This window comes from Rhodocytophaga rosea (genome assembly GCF_010119975.1).
GTDB classification, from domain to species: Bacteria; Bacteroidota; Bacteroidia; order Cytophagales; family 172606-1; genus Rhodocytophaga; species Rhodocytophaga rosea.
This window is the reverse complement of record NZ_CP048222.1, coordinates 987,749-1,008,333: the sequence shown is the minus strand read 5'-3', so window position 1 is coordinate 1,008,333 and position 20,585 is coordinate 987,749. Positions and strand designations below refer to the sequence as shown.

General features: G+C 41.0%; 15 protein-coding genes. 11 read left to right on the top strand and 4 right to left on the bottom strand.

The window, feature by feature from the left end; all coding sequences use genetic code 11:
- Positions 1-66 precede the first annotated feature (66 nt).
- Entirely contained in the window at positions 67-1,263 is a 1,197-nt protein-coding gene (locus GXP67_RS04380; RefSeq protein WP_162442033.1) for a M20 metallopeptidase family protein, read from the bottom strand.
- A gap of 152 nt (positions 1,264-1,415) precedes the next feature.
- Between GXP67_RS04380 and GXP67_RS04375 the strand changes: the two genes are divergently transcribed.
- Complete coding sequence (locus GXP67_RS04375; protein ID WP_232064925.1) at positions 1,416-2,222, top strand: MOSC domain-containing protein; 807 nt, start codon at positions 1,416-1,418, stop codon at positions 2,220-2,222.
- Positions 2,223-2,342: 120 nt separating this feature from the next.
- On the opposite strand, the gene GXP67_RS04370 is transcribed toward GXP67_RS04375, so the two are convergent.
- Complete coding sequence (locus GXP67_RS04370) at positions 2,343-5,096, bottom strand: OmpA family protein (protein WP_162442032.1); 2,754 nt, start codon at positions 5,094-5,096, stop codon at positions 2,343-2,345.
- Between the two features lie 735 nt (positions 5,097-5,831).
- Here GXP67_RS04370 and GXP67_RS04365 point away from each other — a divergent pair.
- The 8 genes from GXP67_RS04365 to GXP67_RS04330 all read left to right on the top strand — a co-directional run bounded on the left by GXP67_RS04365 (position 5,832) and on the right by GXP67_RS04330 (position 13,825).
- The gene (locus tag GXP67_RS04365) at positions 5,832-6,134 is read left to right on the top strand and encodes a hypothetical protein (protein WP_162442031.1); all 303 of its coding nucleotides are present in this window, start codon (positions 5,832-5,834) and stop codon (positions 6,132-6,134) included.
- 131 nt (positions 6,135-6,265) lie between these two features.
- On the top strand, positions 6,266-6,814 hold the full coding sequence (locus GXP67_RS04360) for a hypothetical protein (protein WP_162442030.1): 549 nt from the start codon (positions 6,266-6,268) through the stop codon (positions 6,812-6,814).
- A gap of 252 nt (positions 6,815-7,066) precedes the next feature.
- Positions 7,067-7,870 carry a hypothetical protein gene (locus GXP67_RS04355; RefSeq protein ID WP_162442029.1) on the top strand — a complete coding sequence of 268 codons (804 nt, stop codon included), beginning with the start codon at positions 7,067-7,069 and terminating at the stop codon, positions 7,868-7,870.
- Between the two features lie 227 nt (positions 7,871-8,097).
- A complete protein-coding gene (locus tag GXP67_RS04350) occupies positions 8,098-9,033 on the top strand; it encodes an ABC transporter ATP-binding protein (RefSeq protein ID WP_162442028.1) in 936 nt (311 codons plus the stop codon).
- Positions 9,026-10,069, top strand: coding sequence for an ABC transporter permease (locus GXP67_RS04345; RefSeq protein ID WP_162442027.1), 1,044 nt, complete (start codon positions 9,026-9,028; stop codon positions 10,067-10,069). The genes GXP67_RS04350 and GXP67_RS04345 overlap by 8 nt, the downstream gene beginning before the upstream one ends.
- A gap of 17 nt (positions 10,070-10,086) precedes the next feature.
- Positions 10,087-10,758 carry a hypothetical protein gene (locus tag GXP67_RS04340; RefSeq protein WP_162442026.1) on the top strand — a complete coding sequence of 224 codons (672 nt, stop codon included), beginning with the start codon at positions 10,087-10,089 and terminating at the stop codon, positions 10,756-10,758.
- Positions 10,759-11,428: 670 nt separating this feature from the next.
- Positions 11,429-12,751, top strand: coding sequence for a cytochrome ubiquinol oxidase subunit I (locus GXP67_RS04335; protein ID WP_162442025.1), 1,323 nt, complete (start codon positions 11,429-11,431; stop codon positions 12,749-12,751).
- Between the two features lie 60 nt (positions 12,752-12,811).
- Positions 12,812-13,825, top strand: a complete 1,014-nt coding sequence (locus GXP67_RS04330) for a cytochrome d ubiquinol oxidase subunit II (protein WP_162442024.1) — start codon at positions 12,812-12,814, stop codon at positions 13,823-13,825.
- A gap of 36 nt (positions 13,826-13,861) precedes the next feature.
- Here GXP67_RS04330 and GXP67_RS04325 read toward each other — a convergent pair whose 3' ends face one another.
- Positions 13,862-14,170 (bottom strand): hypothetical protein, encoded by a 309-nt coding sequence (locus GXP67_RS04325; RefSeq protein ID WP_162442023.1) that lies wholly within the window; start codon positions 14,168-14,170, stop codon positions 13,862-13,864.
- Between the two features lie 325 nt (positions 14,171-14,495).
- On the opposite strand from GXP67_RS04325, the gene GXP67_RS04320 reads away from it, so the two are divergent.
- On the top strand, positions 14,496-15,302 hold the full coding sequence (locus GXP67_RS04320; protein WP_162442022.1) for an alpha/beta hydrolase: 807 nt from the start codon (positions 14,496-14,498) through the stop codon (positions 15,300-15,302).
- A 70-nt stretch (positions 15,303-15,372) separates the two neighbouring features.
- Here GXP67_RS04320 and GXP67_RS04315 read toward each other — a convergent pair whose 3' ends face one another.
- Positions 15,373-16,224 (bottom strand): transglutaminase-like domain-containing protein, encoded by an 852-nt coding sequence (locus GXP67_RS04315; protein ID WP_162442021.1) that lies wholly within the window; start codon positions 16,222-16,224, stop codon positions 15,373-15,375.
- Between the two features lie 1,277 nt (positions 16,225-17,501).
- Here GXP67_RS04315 and GXP67_RS04310 point away from each other — a divergent pair.
- Positions 17,502-20,579 carry a SusC/RagA family TonB-linked outer membrane protein gene (locus tag GXP67_RS04310; RefSeq protein ID WP_162442020.1) on the top strand — a complete coding sequence of 1,026 codons (3,078 nt, stop codon included), beginning with the start codon at positions 17,502-17,504 and terminating at the stop codon, positions 20,577-20,579.
- Positions 20,580-20,585: the final 6 nt, after the last annotated feature.

The following is a 20,585-nucleotide window of genomic DNA, read 5'->3' as shown; positions in this document are numbered from 1 at the left end:
AAACTATCTGCAAAATCCTTTTGTTTGAATAAGCTGGATAGCTATTAGATACTATATATTTAACCGTCACAACTTCTGCTGAAGCTCACTGATAGCCAGCCAGCTCATCAGCCCTGCCCCAATTTCGAGGGCATGCTCATCAATATCGAAGGTAGGTGTATGTACTGAGGAAATAATACCCCGTTCTTCGTTGCGGGTGCCCAGGCGGTAAAAGCAAGCATCAATATGCTGGGTGTAATACGCAAAATCTTCGGCTGCCATCCAGATATCCAGGTCAATTATATTTTCTGTGCCCATATACTCAGTTGCCCTGCTTTTAACACGTTTCGTGAGTTCTGGTGCATTCTTCAGGAAAGGATAGCCTCTCATAATTGTAAATTCACAGGTAGCACCCATCGCTTCAGCAATGCCTTCTGCCATCTTTTTCATTTTCTTATGAGCAGAAGCACGCCATTCTTCATCCAGTGTCCGGAAAGTGCCTTCAATGTACACTTCATCAGGAATCACATTGGTAGCCCCATTGGCAATAACTTTTCCAAACGAAAGCACAGAAGGAATTTTAGGATTGGCATGCCGGCTCACAATCTGCTGCAAGGCCACAATAATATGAGAAGCAATGAGTACAGAATCAATATTGATATCAGGCATGGCGCCATGCCCGCCTTTGCCTTTCACGGTTACATACAACTCATCGGCACTGGCCATATACAATCCCTCCCGGAAACCTATTTTGCCTACTGGAATATTGGGTGCCACATGCTGCCCCAGAATATATTTCGGAGCCGGATTCTGCAATACGCCATCCCGGATCATTAAGGAAGCACCTCCGGGAATTTTCTCCTCTCCAGGCTGAAATATTAGCTTTACCGTGCCCTCAAATGAATCTTTTAACTGGTTAAGAATATGTGCTGTTCCCAGCAAGGAAGCGGTATGTGCATCATGCCCGCAGGCATGCATTACTCCTGTATTGGTTGATTTATAAGGAACATTGTTGGCTTCAAGGATAGGCAGCGCATCCATATCGGCACGGAGGGCAATGGTTTTACTTTCCGGATTCTGGCCTTTAATAATGGCAACTAGGCCGGTGTCTGCTACGCCTTCCTGTGGCTCGATACCAAAGGAACGCAGCCGTTCGGCAACGAATCTGGCGGTATTTACTTCCTGAAAGGAGAGTTCTGGATTGGCATGCAGGTAACGCCGGTTGCTTACAAATTCGCTGGCAGATGCCGCTGATAATTCTTTAATTCTGGCTACTAAATTCATGTACGCAATTACAGATACAACTGGGTGGTTTTAATGGGAAACGATAATTTTATGAGCAGCGCCTTTGAATGTATGTCAAAACGTAAATCAATTTCGCGGCTCTTGTGATATTTTATCAAAATTACTAAACTTGGCCCATATTATACCTACCTATGTCAGCCATTGTTCTGAGTGAAATAAATATTTATCCTATTAAATCCCTGGGAGGCATTTCTTTGTCATCGGCAAGGATAGAGGAGAGGGGACTACAATTCGACCGCCGCTGGATGCTGGTGGATGCACAAAAACAGTTTATGACCCAGCGTAAAATTCATAAAATGGCCCTAATTAAAGCGAGCTTACATGATAGCCATTTACAGGTTGATATGATGGGTAAGTCTGCATTACATATTCCGTTTTTGCCCCAAACCGACGAAACGGCTACGGTTACTATTTGGGATGATACTTGCCAGGGGGTAATAGTAAGTCAGGAAGCCAACGAATGGTTCAGTGATGCTTTACAAATGCCTTGCAAACTGGTGTATATGCCCGATAACTCCATCCGTGAAGTTGACCATCGGTATGCGAAGAACAATGAAATAGTAAGCTTTGCGGACGCATATCCTTTTCTGCTCATCGGGCAGGCTTCTCTGGATGATCTGAATCAACGTTTGCCAGAGGCAGTACCCATGAACCGTTTCCGGCCAAACCTGGTCGTAACAACAGATATACCTTTTGCGGAAGATCGATGGAAAAGTATTCGCGTTGGAGATACTATTTTCCACCTGGCAAAACCCTGTGCCCGCTGTGTACTCACTACGATTGACCAGCAAACTGGTAATGCCGGTAAAGAACCTTTAAAAACTCTTTCCGGATACCGCACCATAAATAATAAAGTGCTGTTTGGGCAGAATCTGCTATGGGGAAGGCAAGGAAACCAGATTCAACTAGGGGATAAGGTAGAAATTTTAGCTCAGTAATAACAGTATTAAGTAGTGAGTACAAAGTATTGAGAAACTATAATATACAAAAGCAGTCTTTGTTTTGCCAGCTTATAAAATAGTCTATATACTTTATACTCACTACTAATACTTCTATAGTTACAAAATTTTAAATTCCACCCTGCGGTTTTTCTGCCGGCCATCTTCCGTATCATTACTTGCCTGCGGCTGACTTTCCCCACATCCTTTGGCTTGTAACCGGCTTTCCGGAATGCCTTTTTTGATCAGATAGGTACGCACACTTTTGATACGTTCCTGCGAAAGCGTAAGATTATCTGTATCGCTTCCTACATTATCAGTATGCCCGGATAGTTCGATTTTAAGGGCAGACTGCTGTTTGAGAAATGCCACCAGCTGATCCAGTTCAGACTGAGATTCATTACGCAGGTTGGCTTTAGCCAGATCAAAGAAAACATTATTCAGCCGGATAATTTCTCCTTTCTCAACCGGGGATAATAGCAGATCCCGCTGCACTTCTTTATATTCTGTTAATGCCGATAAATCCAGGTATTCACTTACCGGGTAAAAGCCTTCTTTACCTGCTGAAAAACCATATTTCCTTCCGGCTTTCAGCATGAGCTGATATGAGCCATCTACCGGATTAGTCTGAGCAATGCCAATTTCCTGGTTGGTGATCAGATCCTGGTAATGTACGCCTGCTTGTAAAGGTTGCATGCTTTTGGCATTCTTTACAATTCCTTTTACAAGCACCACTGGTTCAGGCCGGATAGAAGCGGGCAGAGGAACTTTGTAAATATTATCACCGCCATCCGTATCATAAGAAACTACCATTGCATAACTTCCCTGTACAGGCAAAGTAAAATAGGCATCCCAGCCGGAGTGGTTAATATAAGGCCCTACGTTAACTGGTGTACTCCAGTTCAGCCAGGAATCGTCCAGCCGCTTCGACATAAATATATCTGAACTCCCATATCCGGGATGGCCATTGCTGGCAAAATACATAGTTACGCCATCACCGGCAATAAAAGGGGTTATTTCTTCCCGCCATGAATTGAGTACATCTCCCATACGCTTAGGTTCTGTGAATGTACTATCGGTTTCCCGGAAACTGACATATAAATCCCGGTTTCCCTGGGTATCATTACATTTTACGGCCAGTACCAGTACTTTCCGGTCTGGGCTGAGGGCATATTCATTGTAGCCGGCCAGATTATAATAATTTTTTACTAGCACATCTTTTGGCATACTCCAGCCGCTAGCTAAACGCTGTGACAGCGAAAAACCAGGACCATTATAAGCACCATCTGTTTTGTAACGGTGCATCAGCAGCATGGCATTGTTATCTGGCGTTACCGAAAGCACCGCATTGTGAGACTGGTTATTGAGAGGCACACCAGGATTTTTTGCCTGTCCCCAGTTCTGTCCATTTTCCAGATTACTCACCCATATATCATCCAGACCAACATTGGCCGGATCACTGGAACGTACAAAATACAGTGTTTTTCCATCGTGGCTGATAATAGGCAAGCGGTCGGAAAAAGTGGAGTTAATGGTAGCCGGCAATTTCTCTTTGGTGAGCACCTGATTTGCGTCGGCCGACAGGCGAATAGGAATTTGATTCTGCAGAAGTGTAAAGTCATCTACTTTGGCTTCTATAATCCCATCTGTAATGATGCCTGCCTGGTTAAAATAAGGCAGTTCAGTATAGTGCGTATAAATATCACTGGTAAACACTTTTTCATTGTTAACAAAGAAATTCACCTGAGCCCCTTGTTTCTCTACCCGGATAACATATTTTTCATGTAAGCCTTTTACCACCCCATTCTGAAAACGCCCGTTCGACGAATGAAAGCTCTTCCAGGTACCCTTTTGCTCACTTCCTACCCATACATTATTTTCTTTCGGATATACCATGAAATAGTAATACAAAGCATCATTACATGAAACAATCAAACCAGCCCCTTTGCTCGCTTCGGCTTTTGTGAGCGTGAGCGTAGTATTAAATTCAAAATTACCAGGTGCTGCCGGAAGGGTGCGGATGGTCCAATAGCTGGAGTTATTATTTTTCTGTTGAATGTATAAAGAGCCTTCTTTGATCTTGCGATACATGTTTGCATCATCCCAGTCACTCCACAACCAGGTAGGGTCGGTTTGATCAAATGAAGTAGTATAGGCGGTGGCAAGAGGCGTTTGGGAAGCGGATGGCTTTGCTTCCGGGCTTTGCTGGCGCATAACAAAAGAATCTACCTGCGATTTCTGGGGACCCATAGTAGCAATACCTACATGTTCCATCCATTGAAAGTCATCATACCGGTTGCGGCGTATACACCGGAATATTTCCTGTCCGTTCACAGTGAAAACTACAGAAGCGGCATCTGCCTGCAAACGCAGGGTTTGTGACTGGTTCAATCCTTTAACAGCCGGATGAGCAGGATACAGATCTGATTTACCATGAATAGTTACCCACTGTCCTTTTTGCGAACTGCCTATATAATAGGTTCCATTTTTGGGGTAAATGGCAAAATAATAATATTTCTCCTCCCGGCCTGCTAGCACAAATCCAAGCCCTCCGGTAGATTCACCAGATATTTCCTTTGTGGTAAAAGTAGTTTCTAACTCGAAATTCAAGGCAGACATATTTACTTTTCGCGTAGTCCAGAATATGTTTTGCCCCCGTTGTTCGATATCCATTACGCCGTTTCTGATCTGACGGAACATATCGGCATCATCAACCTGGCTCCATGCCCAATCTGGGTCCGGCTGATCAAACCCGGTCTGGTATAGTGTAGCAGATTGTCCGAACAGCAACTGGCTCCATACCTGTAGAAGCAAAAAAACACAGGCAGACCTTAGAAATAGACTTGTGTGTTTAATACGATAATAATATAGCATACGCGAAGATTTATGAATGAAAGACAAAGTAAAGGGAGAATCTCTGAAACAGTTCACCTTGAATAAGTAAGTCTCTCTGCAACAAGGATAATGAGCAAATAAGGGGTAAATCACTAAACAGTTTTTTGAAGATGGCTCACTTTAAAAGGCAGGTTATAAAATAGGCTAAAATGTACTCCTCACCTTCATTAAAATTACTGATAGAAAGCTATATAGAATATAATAGCAGGTATTGAGAGGAATTTTTAGCTGGGGTATATAGACAACTATTTTATGGGGTGCCGGGAATTAAGTAAGAAAAGCCAGAAATTTTTAAGATGTTTCCGGCAGTAGCGGTTCCTGTTAGGTTTTATTACAAACTGGCGGTTGTCAGCAACATAGAATGGTACTATAAATCAATGCTTATCAACCCTTTACTACAACTCGTTTATTTTTAATTCTAGTAACATATATAGAATTAGTGTTATTAATAAAAATATGTGTTTTATACGCATTTATTACGTATTTACCTCAATTTGTTAAATTCAGTATTAATTTTTTGTCACCATTTATCATTTTTCCCGTACACAACTTCTGAGAAATAGTTCAGATTGCATATTTCATATACCAGTGCTTTGTTTTAGCCAATATTGCCCTTTGTTATAGGATATTTTTTCCGGTAACAGCTGATAAAGGCTTGAAGCATAGGATAAATGAGCTATCTGGCTATACATCTATAACCTTAACCCTTGTATTATGAAAATGTATTGGAGAAATCTAAAAGCCTGTTTTGTAAAAGGAACTTTCCTGCTTTCAGTATTTGCCTTGCCGCTACTGTCGTCATGTGATAACAGTAACAGTGGAACGAACACAGATGGGGGAGGACCAGATACCGAAACGGATGCAGGATCGAATACTGGAACTTCTGAAATGGATACTACTTCTACTGATATGGGAACTGATACCACCAGCACAAGTACTGGGGCTTCCGGAACCGGAGCATCAGGTACAGGTACTTCCGGCTCCGATAGCGGAACAGGTACTGGGGGAACTCAATAATTAACATACATAGATAGCCGGATTTTACCTCTATACATTCTTTTCAAGGTAATCCGGCTATCTTTTTATATATCTTCTGGGTATTGGTATTTGATTTATCAGGCATATAAATCAGCCTTGCAGTCAATATTATGTATGCTCATTTAATTAATAAATATGAATCGGCAATTATGATTATTTCATCCGTACAAAAGGCTTTAGTACATAGGCAAACAGGTTTTGTTGTTCCTTGTAAACTTATAACCGGTCCGCAACAGCGGCAGCAGCTGGATACTGCTTTACAAGCATTTGCCGACGCCTGCCTTTTTGTATGGTCGTATGGTAAACAACACAAGATAAGCCAGCAATGGCAATTACATCAGGCTTGTTACCAGCAGATTCGTGAGTTATATAGCTTGCCTGCAAACCTGGCCATACGGGCTGTGGCCAGAGTTGCTCCGGCACTGAAAGAAGACAAAGTGATCTTTTATCCATTTCCGCCCAACCATGTTGTGTTTGATTCGCGCACATTCACTCTGAAAAATGATGAATGGACCGTTGGACTTACCTTACTTCAGGGCAGAGAAAAATTTCATTTAGACATTGGAAACTGCCAGAAAAAGGTATTATCTGGCAAACATCCTGCTTCTGCCACTTTATTTAAAAAATATAAAAGCTATTATCTGGATATACAGGTTTAATCCATACTTACTATCAATTATTTCGTTAGTATCGTTTGAATACATTCTTGCAAGCTGCTATAAAAGGCAGTTTTGAAAATATATTAAAATTTTAATCACATAAATCATTCTTTAACCAAACAAATCACTTTAAAATCATATCAATCATGGTCATTATTGCTAATAAAATAAAATCAGCTATTACAAAAGGAATTTTTGCAACTGCTATTATTTCAATCTCAATTTTACCTTACGGATGTAACCAGGGCATGAGTGGGACAGGCAGCAGCGGTACAGGAACAGATGCCAACACTGATACAGGTACTGGAACCAGTGGATCTGGTACAGGAGCTTCGGGCAGTGGTACTGGAACTACTGGTAACTCAGGAAGCGGAACCGGCGCAGGTACGGGAACGTACGGAAGCTCGGGCACTGGAACTTCCGGAACAGGGACTTCTGGCACAGGAACTAGTGGATCTGGTACTGGAACCTCTGGTTCAGATACAGGAACCGGAACATCAGGGAGTGGAACAGGTAATTCCGGAACTGGTACAGGAGCCTCAGGAAGTGGTACTGGAACAACAGGTAATTCTGGTAGCGGAACCGGAGCGGGAACTGGTACATATGGAAGTTCAGGTACAGGTACTTCCGGAACTGGAACTCAAGGTGGAACATCAGGAAGTGGTACACAGGGGAGCAGTAATTCCAGTGGAACCCAAGGCGGTACAGGTACTTCAGGATCTGGTACAAGTGGATCTGATGCCAATACCGATACTGACACAGGTACATCAGGTAGTGGGACAGGTAATTCCGGAACTGGAACAGGCAACGGCACTTCTGGTACTGGAACATCTGGTACAGGCACTTCAGGGAGTGGAACAGGCACTGGAACTGGTACTCAGAAAAAATCAGGAACTGGTTCTGGAACAGGCACTGGCACGAATAGCGGAAGCGGTACTTCTGGTTCAGGCACAGGTAGCGGAACGGGTACTGGTTCAGGTACAGGCAGTGGAACAGGGACTGGTACCGGAACAGGTAATTAATTTCAGTGGATTTATCAGAAAGGATTTAGGTTAATATTTCAAATCACTAGTTTTCATAGGTTCGGGTTGACAATCAGAAGGGTTATGCATACTTTGTAGCATAACCCTCTTTTTTTGCCCTGGTCAACTTATATTTTCCTCAAAAGATGTATTTGCTGTTGCAGAAAATTTCATGTAACTATGAATGTGAAGCGGATCGTACATATACTTACTTCATAGTTTTATTATACCTCCGCATTCTAATACAAGCACAGCTCAGTAGTGAATATATCTGCCCTCATCGAAATCAGGTCTATCAGTAAATCATTCAATGGATTTAAAGCCGTAGACAATATAAACCTAGACATTGGATACAATGAATATCTGGCCTTGTTAGGACCCAATGGAGCCGGAAAAACAACCTTGGTCGAAATGATCGAAGGCCTACAAAAACCTGATTCAGGCTCTATTAGCATCAAGCAAAAAAACTGGAAGCAACACGCTTCATTTTTACGGCGGATTATTGGTATTTCTTTACAGGAAACCAAGTTTACCGATAAAATGACGGTGCGGGAAACACTTGATCTGTTTGGAAGTTTTTATAAACTGGGTAAAGACCGCACAGACCAGATTCTGAAAACAATTCGCTTAGAAGAAAAAGAAAAAACCTATGTGGTAAATCTTTCTGGCGGACAGCGACAAAAACTAGCTTTGGGCGTAGCTATTTTGCACGAGCCGCAAATCTTGCTGCTAGATGAACCCACCACTGGTCTTGATCCGAATGCCCGGCGGGAATTATGGGATATCCTGATGAATTTAAAGCAGGAGAAGGGCACAGCCATGATTTTAACGACCCATTATATGGAAGAAGCCGCTTATTTATGCGACCGGATTGTAATTATTGATAAAGGAAAGATTCTGGCTGATGGTACGCTCACTGAACTTCTGAATAGTTATGCGCCAGGAGAAATTATATACTTTGAAGTAGCACAACATCTTTCTCAGGAGATCCTGCAAGGCATTGAAGGGATTAAGCATATTCAGTGGCTGGAAGAAGGGACAAGAGCAATATGTACAGTAATTAGCATCACCCAAACTTTACCGCAACTAATCAGTTATTTTGAGCAGAATAACATCACAGTTTTGTCGCTGGAATGCCGCAAGAAAACCCTGGACGATTTATTTACAGCCATGACCGGAAGGAGCCTGAATGAATAATTCATTTATCAATCTGGTTGCCATTCAACTTCGGGAGCTTATCAGGGAGCCGGAAGTATTGTTCTGGGCAGTTTTGTTTCCGGTATCTTTATCAGCAGTTCTGGGGTTTGCTTTTTCCCAGCAGGGTACCAAAGAAAATAAAGTCGGGTATATTCAAAATCAAGTGGCGGCTACTCATTCCGCACTTACTAATCTCCAAAACAATACATCAGATTCCTTATCCAATACCCATTTTACATTTTTGCCACTGGATTCAACCGAGGCATTTTTGCAGTTGAAAAGAGGGGAAATCCAACTGATTATCGAACCTCAACCCCAAAATACATTCACCTATCATTTTGACCCAGGTAATGAAAATGCCTATCTGCAATATTTACAGTTGGAACAAAAGCTGCAAAATGGAAATACTTCCCAGATAAAACCAGTAATTACCAGAGGAAGCCGCTACATTGATTTTCTGATTCCGGGAATGATTGCCCTTGGGCTGATGAACTCTTGTATCTGGGGTATTGGCTGGAGTCTGATTGAACTGCGCATTAAAAAGCTGCTCAGGCGGATGGTAGCAACGCCTATGAACCGCTCAGAGTTTTTGATAGCCCAGTTTGCGACCAGGCTTATTTTGACTTTATTCGAAAATATATTGCTGCTCTTGTTTGCCTGTTTCCTGTTTGATGTGCAGGTACAGGGAAGTTTATTTACCGTGTTTATGCTATTTTTAGCCGGAAATATTGGGTTTGGTGGCATTGCTATTCTGGTAGCGGCAAGACCGGAGAAAACACAGGTAGGCAGTGGGATTATCAATTTTATTACCCTTACGCTTACCATTGTATCCGGCATTTTTTTCAGCTATACCAATTTTCCGGACTGGGCAGCCTCCATTATTCAGTATATGCCGCTCACCCTGCTTGCGGATGCCTTTCGCAGTGTGTTTAACGAAGCAGCCACTCTGGCAGAGGTTGGAGGTAAAATACTTATCCTGCTCAGTTATGGAGTGGTGTGTTTTATAGTTGGATTGCGTGTGTTTAAATGGTATTGAGATTTTAGGTTAACGGAATGAGTGAATTAGAAAAATTTTGCCAAGAATATATTCAAAAAGGAGGATATTTTGCGCCCGATTATGATAGAGATCATGAAGTTTTAAAAAAGGTGAAGAAGACTTTTCCAGTCATTAATCAAAAATTTGAACAGCAGCTAATTGATTTACTTAAGCAAGAGACCAAAAAGGAATTTGTTGGAGATTTAATGTACTATTATAAGAATATTCCTGATCTATTAATCAATGAATTATTGCTAGTTGGAATTAACTATGGAGATCCTAGCTTTAACCGAATTTTTATAAGACCAAGTATAAAAGCTGAAGGAACAAAAAAGATAATTGATAAATTATGTCAGTTTTTTCAGTTTAGTGACAAAAAAACGAAAATCGGAATTTCAAAGCTATTCTATTGGATTGGGCCAAAAAACAAGAAAGAATTAGATAGTATACATACATTGGTATTAAGGCGAATCATTGAGGAAAATGATATAATAGAAAATTATTTTTATTTCCATTATTTCTTTAAAGAAAATGATTATTTATCAGTTTATAATAAAGAGTTGTTCTTACAAGCAGAAAACTTATTAAAAAGCATACCAGATGGCAGCAATAGTCTTGAAGAAATTATTAAACAAGACAAGGTGAAACTTGAGTTTGCTCGAAATCAATTAGGATGGAAAATTGAATAAAAATAAAAAGATTATAAATATAGTTTCTATCGTCAACAGCTCTTCCTTTGTTGAGCATAGTCTGCAGACTATGCTCTTTTACGTACCGGACTTTGTCCGATTGAATTAAAGGCAAAACTAAGTTTTGCACATAAAAAAGCATAGTTTCAAACTATGCTCAGCCTATTGTTATTGATAAGCTTATGAGAACATAAATGAGAAATCTGTATTTTATCATTCTGCTTTTATTCATAATAATCTCCTGCAAAGACTATCATAATGACATGATTGGGTGGAGTGATAGCATTCAACCAGGTACACATATCAGCTTAGTGAAGAAGCAACAGCCTGATTATATAAAAATAGATTGGGATCATCCTGAGACTAAGGATAGTCTTTCGTCCTATTTTATCAGCGAGATCAAGGCAACAGAGATATTTTAAATATGTCTTATTACCTAATTTTTGTAGATAATAAATATCAGGGCAGAATTGCAAAAAAATAGTAAAGATCAATACTGTTTTTAGTTAAGCCTACTTTCAAACCATGCTTAACCTGGTATTTTTACAGTATTGTCAAAAAACAACAATTAGCTTTCCAGCAATTATTTCTCTGTAATTCCAGGGATATTAACTTTTCCAGGGCTACTTTTACAGCGGTAAGGCTTTCAAATAAGCATTCACCGCTCACTATGGAAGATTTAGTTGCCGCCCGGCTTCAAATGGCTATTTCTTTAGGTTTTCATATCATATTTGCTTGTATCGGAATGGTAATGCCATTTCTCATGGCATTCTCTCACTGGAAATGGCTGCGGACCAGTCAACCGGTGTACCTGGATCTGACCAAAGCCTGGTCGAAAGGGGTAGCTATCTTTTTTGCAACTGGTGCGGTTTCCGGAACGGTTCTCTCCTTTGAACTGGGATTACTATGGCCTAAATTTATGGAACATGCCGGTCCTATTTTCGGCATGCCTTTCTCCTGGGAAGGAACGGCATTTTTTCTCGAAGCCATCGCCATCGGATTATTTCTCTACGGATGGAAGCGGCTGAATAAGTGGGTACATTGGGTAACGGGGGTATTTGTAGGCATTTCCGGAGTAGCTTCAGGCATATTTGTGGTAGCCGCCAATGCCTGGATGAACAGTCCATCCGGATTTGAATGGGTAAACGGCCATGCCATCAACATTGACCCGGTAGCAGCGATGTTTAATGATGCGTGGTTTTCGCAGGCCTTACACATGACACTGGCGGCTTTTGTCAGTACTAGTTTTGCTGTAGCCGGCATTCATGCGTTATTATTACTCAAACATCCGAAGCATCCTTTGCATTTGCGGGCGATGAAAATAGCACTCACGTTTGGTGCCATCACAGCCCTGCTGCAGCCGCTCAGTGGCGATATTTCGGCCAAAGACGTAGCCCAGCGGCAGCCTGCAAAATTAGCGGCCATGGAAGCTTTATTTCAAACCAGCCAGCCTGCTGATCTGATTATTGGAGGTTTGCCGGATGTAGATAAACAGGAAGTGAATTATGCCAGTCATTTGCCCGGATTTCTGAGCTTTCTGGCACATGGTGATTTTAGTGCGGAAGTAAAAGGCCTGGATACGATTCCCAGAGATGAATGGCCGCCGGTTGTAATTGTACATATTGCGTTCCAGGTGATGGTGGGCGCAGGAATGCTGCTCATGCTGACCGGACTTATATTCTTATTCCTACAATGGAAACGCAACCCCCTGCTTACGCATAAAAATTTTCTGCGGCTGGTGGCGCTGGCTACACCGTTAGGTTTTATCGCCGTAGAAGCCGGATGGGTGGTTACCGAAGTAGGCCGGCAACCCTGGATCATGTATGGCATTATGCGTACTGCCGATTCGGTTACGCCGATGAATGGCCTGGTATATCCGATGATTACATTCACTATTCTCTATCTGATATTAGCTGTGCTTGTTACCTGGCTGATGATCCGACAGATCCGGGTGTTGCATGAAAACTACAAACCCAGCTTGCAGGAAGCCTGAAAGACCAAAGCGAATGTTTTGCAAGCTTGCTACTCACTACTTGATACTTAATACTAGCTTATGTTTGAAGTAATTGTATTGTTTCTGGGCGTTTCTCTTTTGTTCTACTGTTTATTTGCCGGAGCAGATTTTGGGGCCGGTATTCTGGAAGGATTTTCCAGCCGCAAATTCAGAGAAAAAGGGCAGAAACTTACTTATGATGCCATTGGTCCGGTGTGGGAAGCCAATCATATCTGGCTAATTCTGGTAGTAGTGATTTTGTTTATGGGTTTTCCGAAAGTGTACACCACTATCTCTGTTGCCCTGCATATTCCGATTACTGCCATGCTCATCGGCATTGTATTACGTGGGTGCTTTTTCACCTTCCGCCATTATGATCCGATCAAAGGAAGGTCACAGCGGTACTATACCGGAGTTTTTGTGTTTTCGAGTATAGCAACTTCCCTTTTTCTGGGAATTATTGCCGGTGCCGTTACCCTGGGCCGGATCAATCTGGAAACAACCAATTTTATACAAGGTTTTATCAGTCCCTGGTTTAACCTGTTTTCCTTCGCCGTAGGAATTTTTGCCTGTTGCATTTTTACTTTTCTGGCGGCTGTATACTTAATTGGTGAGGCCAGAGAGGAGGACATCCGCCGGATTTTCCTGGATCAGGCGATCAAGTCGAATGTAGTAACAGTAATTGCCGGAGGATTTGTTTTCATCGCTGCCCAGATGGATGGCCTGGATTTAATTGAACTCTTGTGGAGCCATCCGCTGAGTGCAGCCTGCCTGGTACTGGCAACGCTTTCGCTGCCGGTATTATGGTTTACACTCATCAAACGAAACGTGATTGTACCACGATTACTGGCTGGTTTTCAGGTAAGTATGATTCTGGTTGCCTGGCTTTGGATGCAATACCCAGTGGTAATCAACCTGACCCATGGCGAAGACCTCACCTTACACAATACCAGTGCGCCTGACGCTACTTTACAAATGTTAGGCTGGGCATTAATTGTTGGCTCCATGCTCATTTTACCAGCCTTGTTTTATCTGCTCAAGTCTTTCAAGTGGAATCAGGAGCAGGTTCATTGAATGTACCGAAAAAAAGCTGGGTCAATCTAACAAGGTTCAATTCCAACGGCCTTTGCTAAACATCAATAATACTATAAAAAACACGATACAGGAAACATAGGCAATCAGTATCATGAGGAACCCAGCACCTATTCTTCCTTGTATAATAGCCAGATGATAGGCCCAGCCCAGCAAACCGAGTGCTACGCCGTATCCTACTGCAAACCAGACAGCATCTGCACCTCCCTGGTGTGGACTTTTAGGGAAAAATATGCCAAGGACGGTCATAACAAAGTAAAAAGCAGCTACTAAGCCACTAAAACCAGCTACCACATAAAATACAAATTTGAGCAATAGAGTAAGCATAATGTTTGAAGAAATGAGAAATTAACTGATGAATGAAATATGTGTTATTAAGCGTTTATAGAATTTGTTGAAGAAATTACCCGGGAAATATTATTGCCGGATTGATGGTACAAAGGAATGCTGGAATGAAAATAAATGCTATAAATACAGGTAAACGGGAGGTGTACATACCCGGAAATAAGCGTAAGCAAAAGGTATACGTATCAATGTTGATTCAACTAAGGCATTGTACTACCTGCGTTGTGCAATAATACGCCCCTATTATATTTTTTGATTGAAGAATTGAAGCAGAGGTATTTACCTGCCTCTAAGTGTAAACATACCTATGAAAACAAAGCGACTTATTCCCATTCTTGTTGCTGTAGGAATCACTGTCTACCTCGGAACCTATGCTTTTTTGTATTCAATTAAAGATGAGCAGGGAAACCGGTTTAAGGAGTATGTACTTCCAGCTACCTATTCTTATGAGTTTGAGGGAAATGTTGAAGAACTTTCTTTCCAGGCTGAAGATGGGGGAGTGCTGAATGGTGTGCTTTTCAAAGCAGATAGTGCTAAGGGAGTGATTTGTTTCTGGAAGGGCAACGGAGGTACCATTAAGGAATGGGCGCAAATGGCGCCTCAGTTTCTGAAATTGCACTACGATATACTCATTACTGATTACCGGGAGCAGGGCAAGAGCAAAGGGAAAATTACGATAGAGAACTTTTATTCGGATGCTCAACTTGTATATAATGCATTAAAGGATAAGTATTCAGAGAATCAGATTATGATTGTTGGCTTTTCACTCGGTGGCAGAATTGCCGCTCATCTGGCGGCTGATAATTTTCCCAAAATGACTATTCTGATTGATGCTGCTTCTGCTACCGGTGATTTTAGTGACCGCTTTCTGGCTACTTTATACGCACCGTTGCCTGCAGTAATTGGGTTTACGTTCCAGACTGAAAAGGATGTGCAAAGAAGTAAATCTCCAGTAATAGTGATTGGTACAGATGAGAATGCAAGGAGTGTATCCTACCAGATAAGGCCATTATTGAAGGAAAAAGACAAGTTTTTTGAGATAAAAGGAGCCACACATGGAACCATATTAAATCATGCAGCAACCCAACATATCCTGGAAAACCTATTGAAATGAGAAACATCTAACTGCTTCCAGCAAGCAAGTCCAACCTTACTATCTTCCTGTTTTTTAATCTATAATCCCCTCATATCGCATCGCCCGGTTCATCGGAGATTACCTGGAGCAATTGTTTGATCTCCTGAATTTTGTCGGTATCACTGGTTTTTTCGAAGGAAATAATCAGATTACGCAGCACCCTTTTAATAATATCCATATTGGAACAGGGCTGATAAAAAATATCGGAAGCCGGCAGGTTCAGCTGGGCAATGTACTTATCAATATCGGCTTTAGAGAAAATAATACCTTTGCTGAATACATTGATATAAAACTGCGATTCATTGGTTTTATAAGTCAGCACAAACAGATTAGGAAGGTTTACGCCATAGACCGGCATTTTAAGCTTATTCGCCACCAGCATATACACCACGCATAGCGAAATAGGATTACCCCGTTTGGTATCCAGCACAATGTTAAGCATACAGTTGGCTGGGGCATGAAAATTTTTGGTGTTAGCTGCAAATTTCAGCTTGCCAAACATGATGCTGTTGAGGATTTTTACCTGGTCGAAGGGATGAATATTATTTTTAAATTCAAGCCAGGCTTCATAATATATTTGCTCAAGGTCTTTCTTTAAGCGTTCCAGTGCTAAATCAGGGTATTGATACGTAGCTACCAGCCACATGCCTTCCAGTAAATCCTGAGAACCAGTCTCTTTCCATGCTTTGAGTCTGTTTTTAAGACTGTCGAATTGCAGTACATGAATCAGGTCTTCAATTTTTTTCTGAACCGTTAAGTTCATATTGTTCTCCCATTCTTCTTCCAGAAAGGGAATTACGGCATCTCCCAGAGAAATAATTTTTTGCTCAACGTGTAGCTGGATTTCTTTGTCTTCATCATCCAAGAGCGATACTAATGCTTTAAGTTCGTTATTGTTCATTCTAAAAAATGCGTACAATATTTAAATATATACTAATTTTCAAATTTATACAATTAACCCAAAGTTCACTACCTAGCCTGATTTGGCAGAGTTAGCATCGATGCTTTCTGGGTTGCTGCAAAGGTAAGAACTCACTAAATCCCTGAATGTATTTTGCCTGATTATTTTACTATAGAAGACTATTTCCGTTTTCCTGATCCCCTTTTTACATAACAGTGTGAAACCAAAATATGATTATATATATGTATATTTTCAGAGATCCAATGAGGTATATATAATATATATGTCATTGATAGTCAAAAACTATAGTATATTTTTTATACTATATCTTCGCATGGCAGGAAGTTACCCTTCAGTGCAGAAAAGCGGGGAGTGCAAGCAAGTAATTATCTGGTATTGTACACTTCTGTTTTCAATAATATGGCAGTAGTTCAGGCCACTAGGATAGAAGTTCAGGGTTATTTGCAATTGAGGTAATTCTAGACTTCACCAAAAAGCAGTAAACTTCCTGAAAAAGGTATTCTATTACATCACTTTTCCTCTGTTAATCAACAGTTTTCGCTACCGGTATGAAACATTATGCTGGTATTTTAGCGGACTACAAATATTACTTTTAAAAGAAATTTCCTTCAGAAAGCAGCTAAATCTAAATGAGTATTTTATAGGGAAAAATTACATATTCGCTAGATGAAGTGAATATAATTTTTTTAATATTTTATTGAATTCTAATATTTGCACAATTTATAGTATATTCTGAATGAAGGGATAATAATAATAGAATAATATTTATAATTTCTGAAAATGAAAATAAATCATTCAGAATGCTCAAAAAGATATTATAAAATTTTGATTTCAAACTAATACTTCCAATCTTTAAATTTTACTTTAAATAATATTTTAGCTTTAAAGTCACACTAATATATGATTTATAACTTATCTAAAAATTATTATATTGATTAGTGTTTGTGGAAGTATAACTTTTAAAAGTTATACAAGCGCTGTTTCTGAGTCTGTCCATTTTGTGGGTATAGTTAAGCATCGAATTATTTCTTACCAACAATATTTACTGCGTATGTCCTGTAAACCTTTACTCACTGTTTTAGTGGAATAGGATACAAAGCAGTATTAGCAATTGCCAGCTTCAACCTTGTGATCCTTTATTAATTCTTTAACCTTAACCATTACTGCATGAAGCACCCTCCCAAAAACAACCTGTGATTTCTTTATTATTTATTCAAAACCAAACCTTTTAATGTCAAACAGAAATACTATTCCTTATGAAAGAAATTAATTTTAAACACATTTTTACTATCCTTCTTGTAGTCTGTTGTGTGCAGGCTGCCTGGGCGCAACAAGCCGTGAAAGGGAGGGTATTAGATGATGCCAATCAACCCTTGCCTGGTGTAAACGTGCTGATAAAGGGCTCAACTGTGGGTACGGCTACTGATATAGATGGAAATTATTCTCTTCAGGCGCCGGATGGCAATGGTACGCTTGTATTCTCAGCCATTGGATTTGTTACCGAAGAAATGCCGATCAATAACCAGTCTACCATCAATGTAAGCATGGTTCCTGATATCAAGAGCCTGAGCGAAGTAGTGGTTACTGCCTTAGGTATTGAAAAAGATACCCGTACGCTTGGCTATTCTGTTACCAGTATTGACGGTTCCATCATTGATAAAGCCCGCGAAACCAACGTGATTAATTCACTTCAGGGCCGTGTGGCAGGTTTAAGTATCAGTCCTGGTAATGGCGGACCGGCTTCTTCTTCCCGGATCAACTTGAGAGGCGTAAGTAATTTTACAGGAGGTAGCCCTTTGTTTGTAATCAATGGCGTACCTATGGATAATACCAACCGGGGAAATGCCGGAGAATGGGGAGGATCTAATAATGGCGATGGTATTGCTAACATCAATCCGGATGATATTGAAAGTATGACCGTATTGAAAGGTGCCACCGCTGCTGCCTTATATGGTACCAGAGCTGCCAATGGTGTAATTCTGATCACGACAAAAACCGGAAAACAAAATCAGAACCTGGCGGTAGAGTACAATTCCAACCTGCAGTTTGCCAAAGTAATCAACTTTACAGATTTCCAGTATGAGTATGGCCAGGGAACACAAGGAAACCGGCCTACCGATGTAAACAGTGCCAGAGTTTCTGGTCTGGAAAGCTGGGGTGCAAAATTAGATGGCGCACCTTATACTCAGTTTGATGGAAAACAATATCCTTATTCAGCTGTAAAAGACAATATTGATAAATTCTACAGAACGGCTCCTACCTTCACCAATACAGTTGCTGTTTCAGGTGGAAATGAAATGACCAACTTCCGCTTGTCTTTGTCTTCTATGGATTCAAAATCAGTACTTGAAAACAGCGAAGTAAAGAGAAAAACGATCAACCTGAATGTAAACCAGAAGATCACCAAGAAACTGGAAGTAAGCCTGATGGCTAACTATATTGATCAGCAGGACAAAAACAGGGCTGGTTTGAGCGATTCGCCCATGAATGCCAACTTTGGTATTACGTTCCTGGCGACCAGCTTTAACCAGGAAGCCTTAAAGCCTGGCTTTGACCCTGTAACCGGAAATGAGCTGGTGTTTAATGACAATATTTATGTAACCAATCCTTATTTTGTTACCAGCCAGTACAAGAATAATATTGGCCGTAAACGCCTTATTTCCTCTGTATCTGCCAAGTATCAGTTTGCCGACTGGATCTATTTTCAGGCAAGGATGGGCTATGACCTGATTAATGACAAAAATTTTGGAATCACTCCTTATGGGACAGCCTATTCCCGTCTGGGCGGTCTTGGCCAGGGAACTTCCGAAGCAACTGAAATGAACGTAGATGGATTACTGGGTATCAACAGAAAACTTACCGATGACCTGGGCTTGAATATTGCTTTAGGAGCCAATTTAAGAAAGAACAAAAGAGAAAGTGTAGGTATAGGTGGTAATCAACTAAGTATCCCGTATTTATATAATATCAATAATACCCTGCAAAGAAATTCAAGCTACGGCTTTAACGAACGTCAGGTACAATCTGCGTATTATACGTTAGATTTAGATTACCGGGAGTTTTTAACCCTTACTACTACCGGAAGATACGATATTTATTCTACGCTTCCTGCAGCCAACCGGGGTATTTTTGCACCTTCTGTATCGGCCAGTTTTGTGTTCTCTGAGTTATTCTCCCTGCCAGCTATGAGTTTTGGCAAAGTAAGAGCTTCGTATGCACAAACCAGTGGGGAGGCTTTTGATGCCTATTTGACCAGCCAGTATTATTCACTCGGTCAAACGATCAATGGACTTCCACAAGGAGGCTTTGGTTCACAGTTGCCTAACCTGAATTTGAAACCATTCAGACTAAACGAGGTAGAAGTTGGCGCAGAACTTAAATTCCTGGATAACCGCTTAGGAATCGATGTGGCTTATTTTAACCGTAAAACGACCGATGAGATCGTAAGTGGTCCCTTATCTGTTACAACCGGATATACTTCTCAGGTACTGAATCTGGGTTCTACTCAGAATAAAGGGCTTGAGGTATTGCTTACCGGTACCCCTGTGATGACCAACAATTTTAAATGGGATGTTTCTTTCAACATGACCAATATTAAAAATACGATTGTTGATATTGATGGAGATGGCGGAACAACTACTCTTGGTTTAGGTACCTACCGCCCTTTAAATGCAAATGTGGCACACGTAAAAGGAATGGCTGCTGCCCAGATTATGGCCTATGACTATAAGTATGATGCCAATGGAAATGTAATTATCGGTACCAACGGCGTGCCGGAGAGAGGAACCTTAACGCCAATGGGAACAGCCTTGCCAAAACTGTATGGAGGCTTAAATAATAGCTTTTCTATTAAAGATTTCAGCTTCTCATTCCTGTTTGATTATAATTTCGGTGCCAAAGTATTGTCAGCTACCAACCATTATTCTATCGTAAGAGGGCTTCATCAAATGACGCTGGAAGGCCGGGAAACAGGCATTGTAGCTACTGGTGTTACAGCTGAAGGTGCAGTTAATACAGTAAATGTGCCCGCTTATACGTATTATCCGCAACTGGCCACTAATATTTCCAAATTATCGGTGTTTGATGCTGATTTTATCAAGTTAAGACAAGTAGTGATCGGATATAGTCTTCCTTCTGCCTTGCTGGGTAAATTACCTGTTCAATCGGTTACCCTTTCAGCCGTGGGAAGAAACCTGGCAACTTTACTAAAACATACTGAAAATTTTGATCCGGAGGCAGGTATCTCTTCTGATATAAGGTATGCAGGCGTGGAAGGTTCACAGCTTCCATCTACACGCACTTACGGGTTCACTCTTAACGTTGTATTTAAATAAGAATAA

What these genes read in the sequence shown, in the direction of transcription:
- GXP67_RS04380 (WP_162442033.1), bottom strand. Translation starts at nt 1,263, where the DNA reads ATGAATTTAGTAGCCAGAATTAAAGAATTATCAGCGGCATCTGCCAGC.
- GXP67_RS04375 (WP_232064925.1), top strand. Translation starts at nt 1,416, where the DNA reads ATGTCAGCCATTGTTCTGAGTGAAATAAATATTTATCCTATTAAATCC.
- GXP67_RS04370 (WP_162442032.1), bottom strand. Translation starts at nt 5,096, where the DNA reads ATGCTATATTATTATCGTATTAAACACACAAGTCTATTTCTAAGGTCT.
- GXP67_RS04365 (WP_162442031.1), top strand. Translation starts at nt 5,832, where the DNA reads ATGAAAATGTATTGGAGAAATCTAAAAGCCTGTTTTGTAAAAGGAACT.
- GXP67_RS04360 (WP_162442030.1), top strand. Translation starts at nt 6,266, where the DNA reads ATGTATGCTCATTTAATTAATAAATATGAATCGGCAATTATGATTATT.
- GXP67_RS04345 (WP_162442027.1), top strand. Translation starts at nt 9,026, where the DNA reads ATGAATAATTCATTTATCAATCTGGTTGCCATTCAACTTCGGGAGCTT.
- GXP67_RS04340 (WP_162442026.1), top strand. Translation starts at nt 10,087, where the DNA reads ATGAGTGAATTAGAAAAATTTTGCCAAGAATATATTCAAAAAGGAGGA.
- GXP67_RS04335 (WP_162442025.1), top strand. Translation starts at nt 11,429, where the DNA reads ATGGAAGATTTAGTTGCCGCCCGGCTTCAAATGGCTATTTCTTTAGGT.
- GXP67_RS04330 (WP_162442024.1), top strand. Translation starts at nt 12,812, where the DNA reads ATGTTTGAAGTAATTGTATTGTTTCTGGGCGTTTCTCTTTTGTTCTAC.
- GXP67_RS04325 (WP_162442023.1), bottom strand. Translation starts at nt 14,170, where the DNA reads ATGCTTACTCTATTGCTCAAATTTGTATTTTATGTGGTAGCTGGTTTT.
- GXP67_RS04320 (WP_162442022.1), top strand. Translation starts at nt 14,496, where the DNA reads ATGAAAACAAAGCGACTTATTCCCATTCTTGTTGCTGTAGGAATCACT.
- GXP67_RS04315 (WP_162442021.1), bottom strand. Translation starts at nt 16,224, where the DNA reads ATGAACAATAACGAACTTAAAGCATTAGTATCGCTCTTGGATGATGAA.
- GXP67_RS04310 (WP_162442020.1), top strand. Translation starts at nt 17,502, where the DNA reads ATGAAAGAAATTAATTTTAAACACATTTTTACTATCCTTCTTGTAGTC.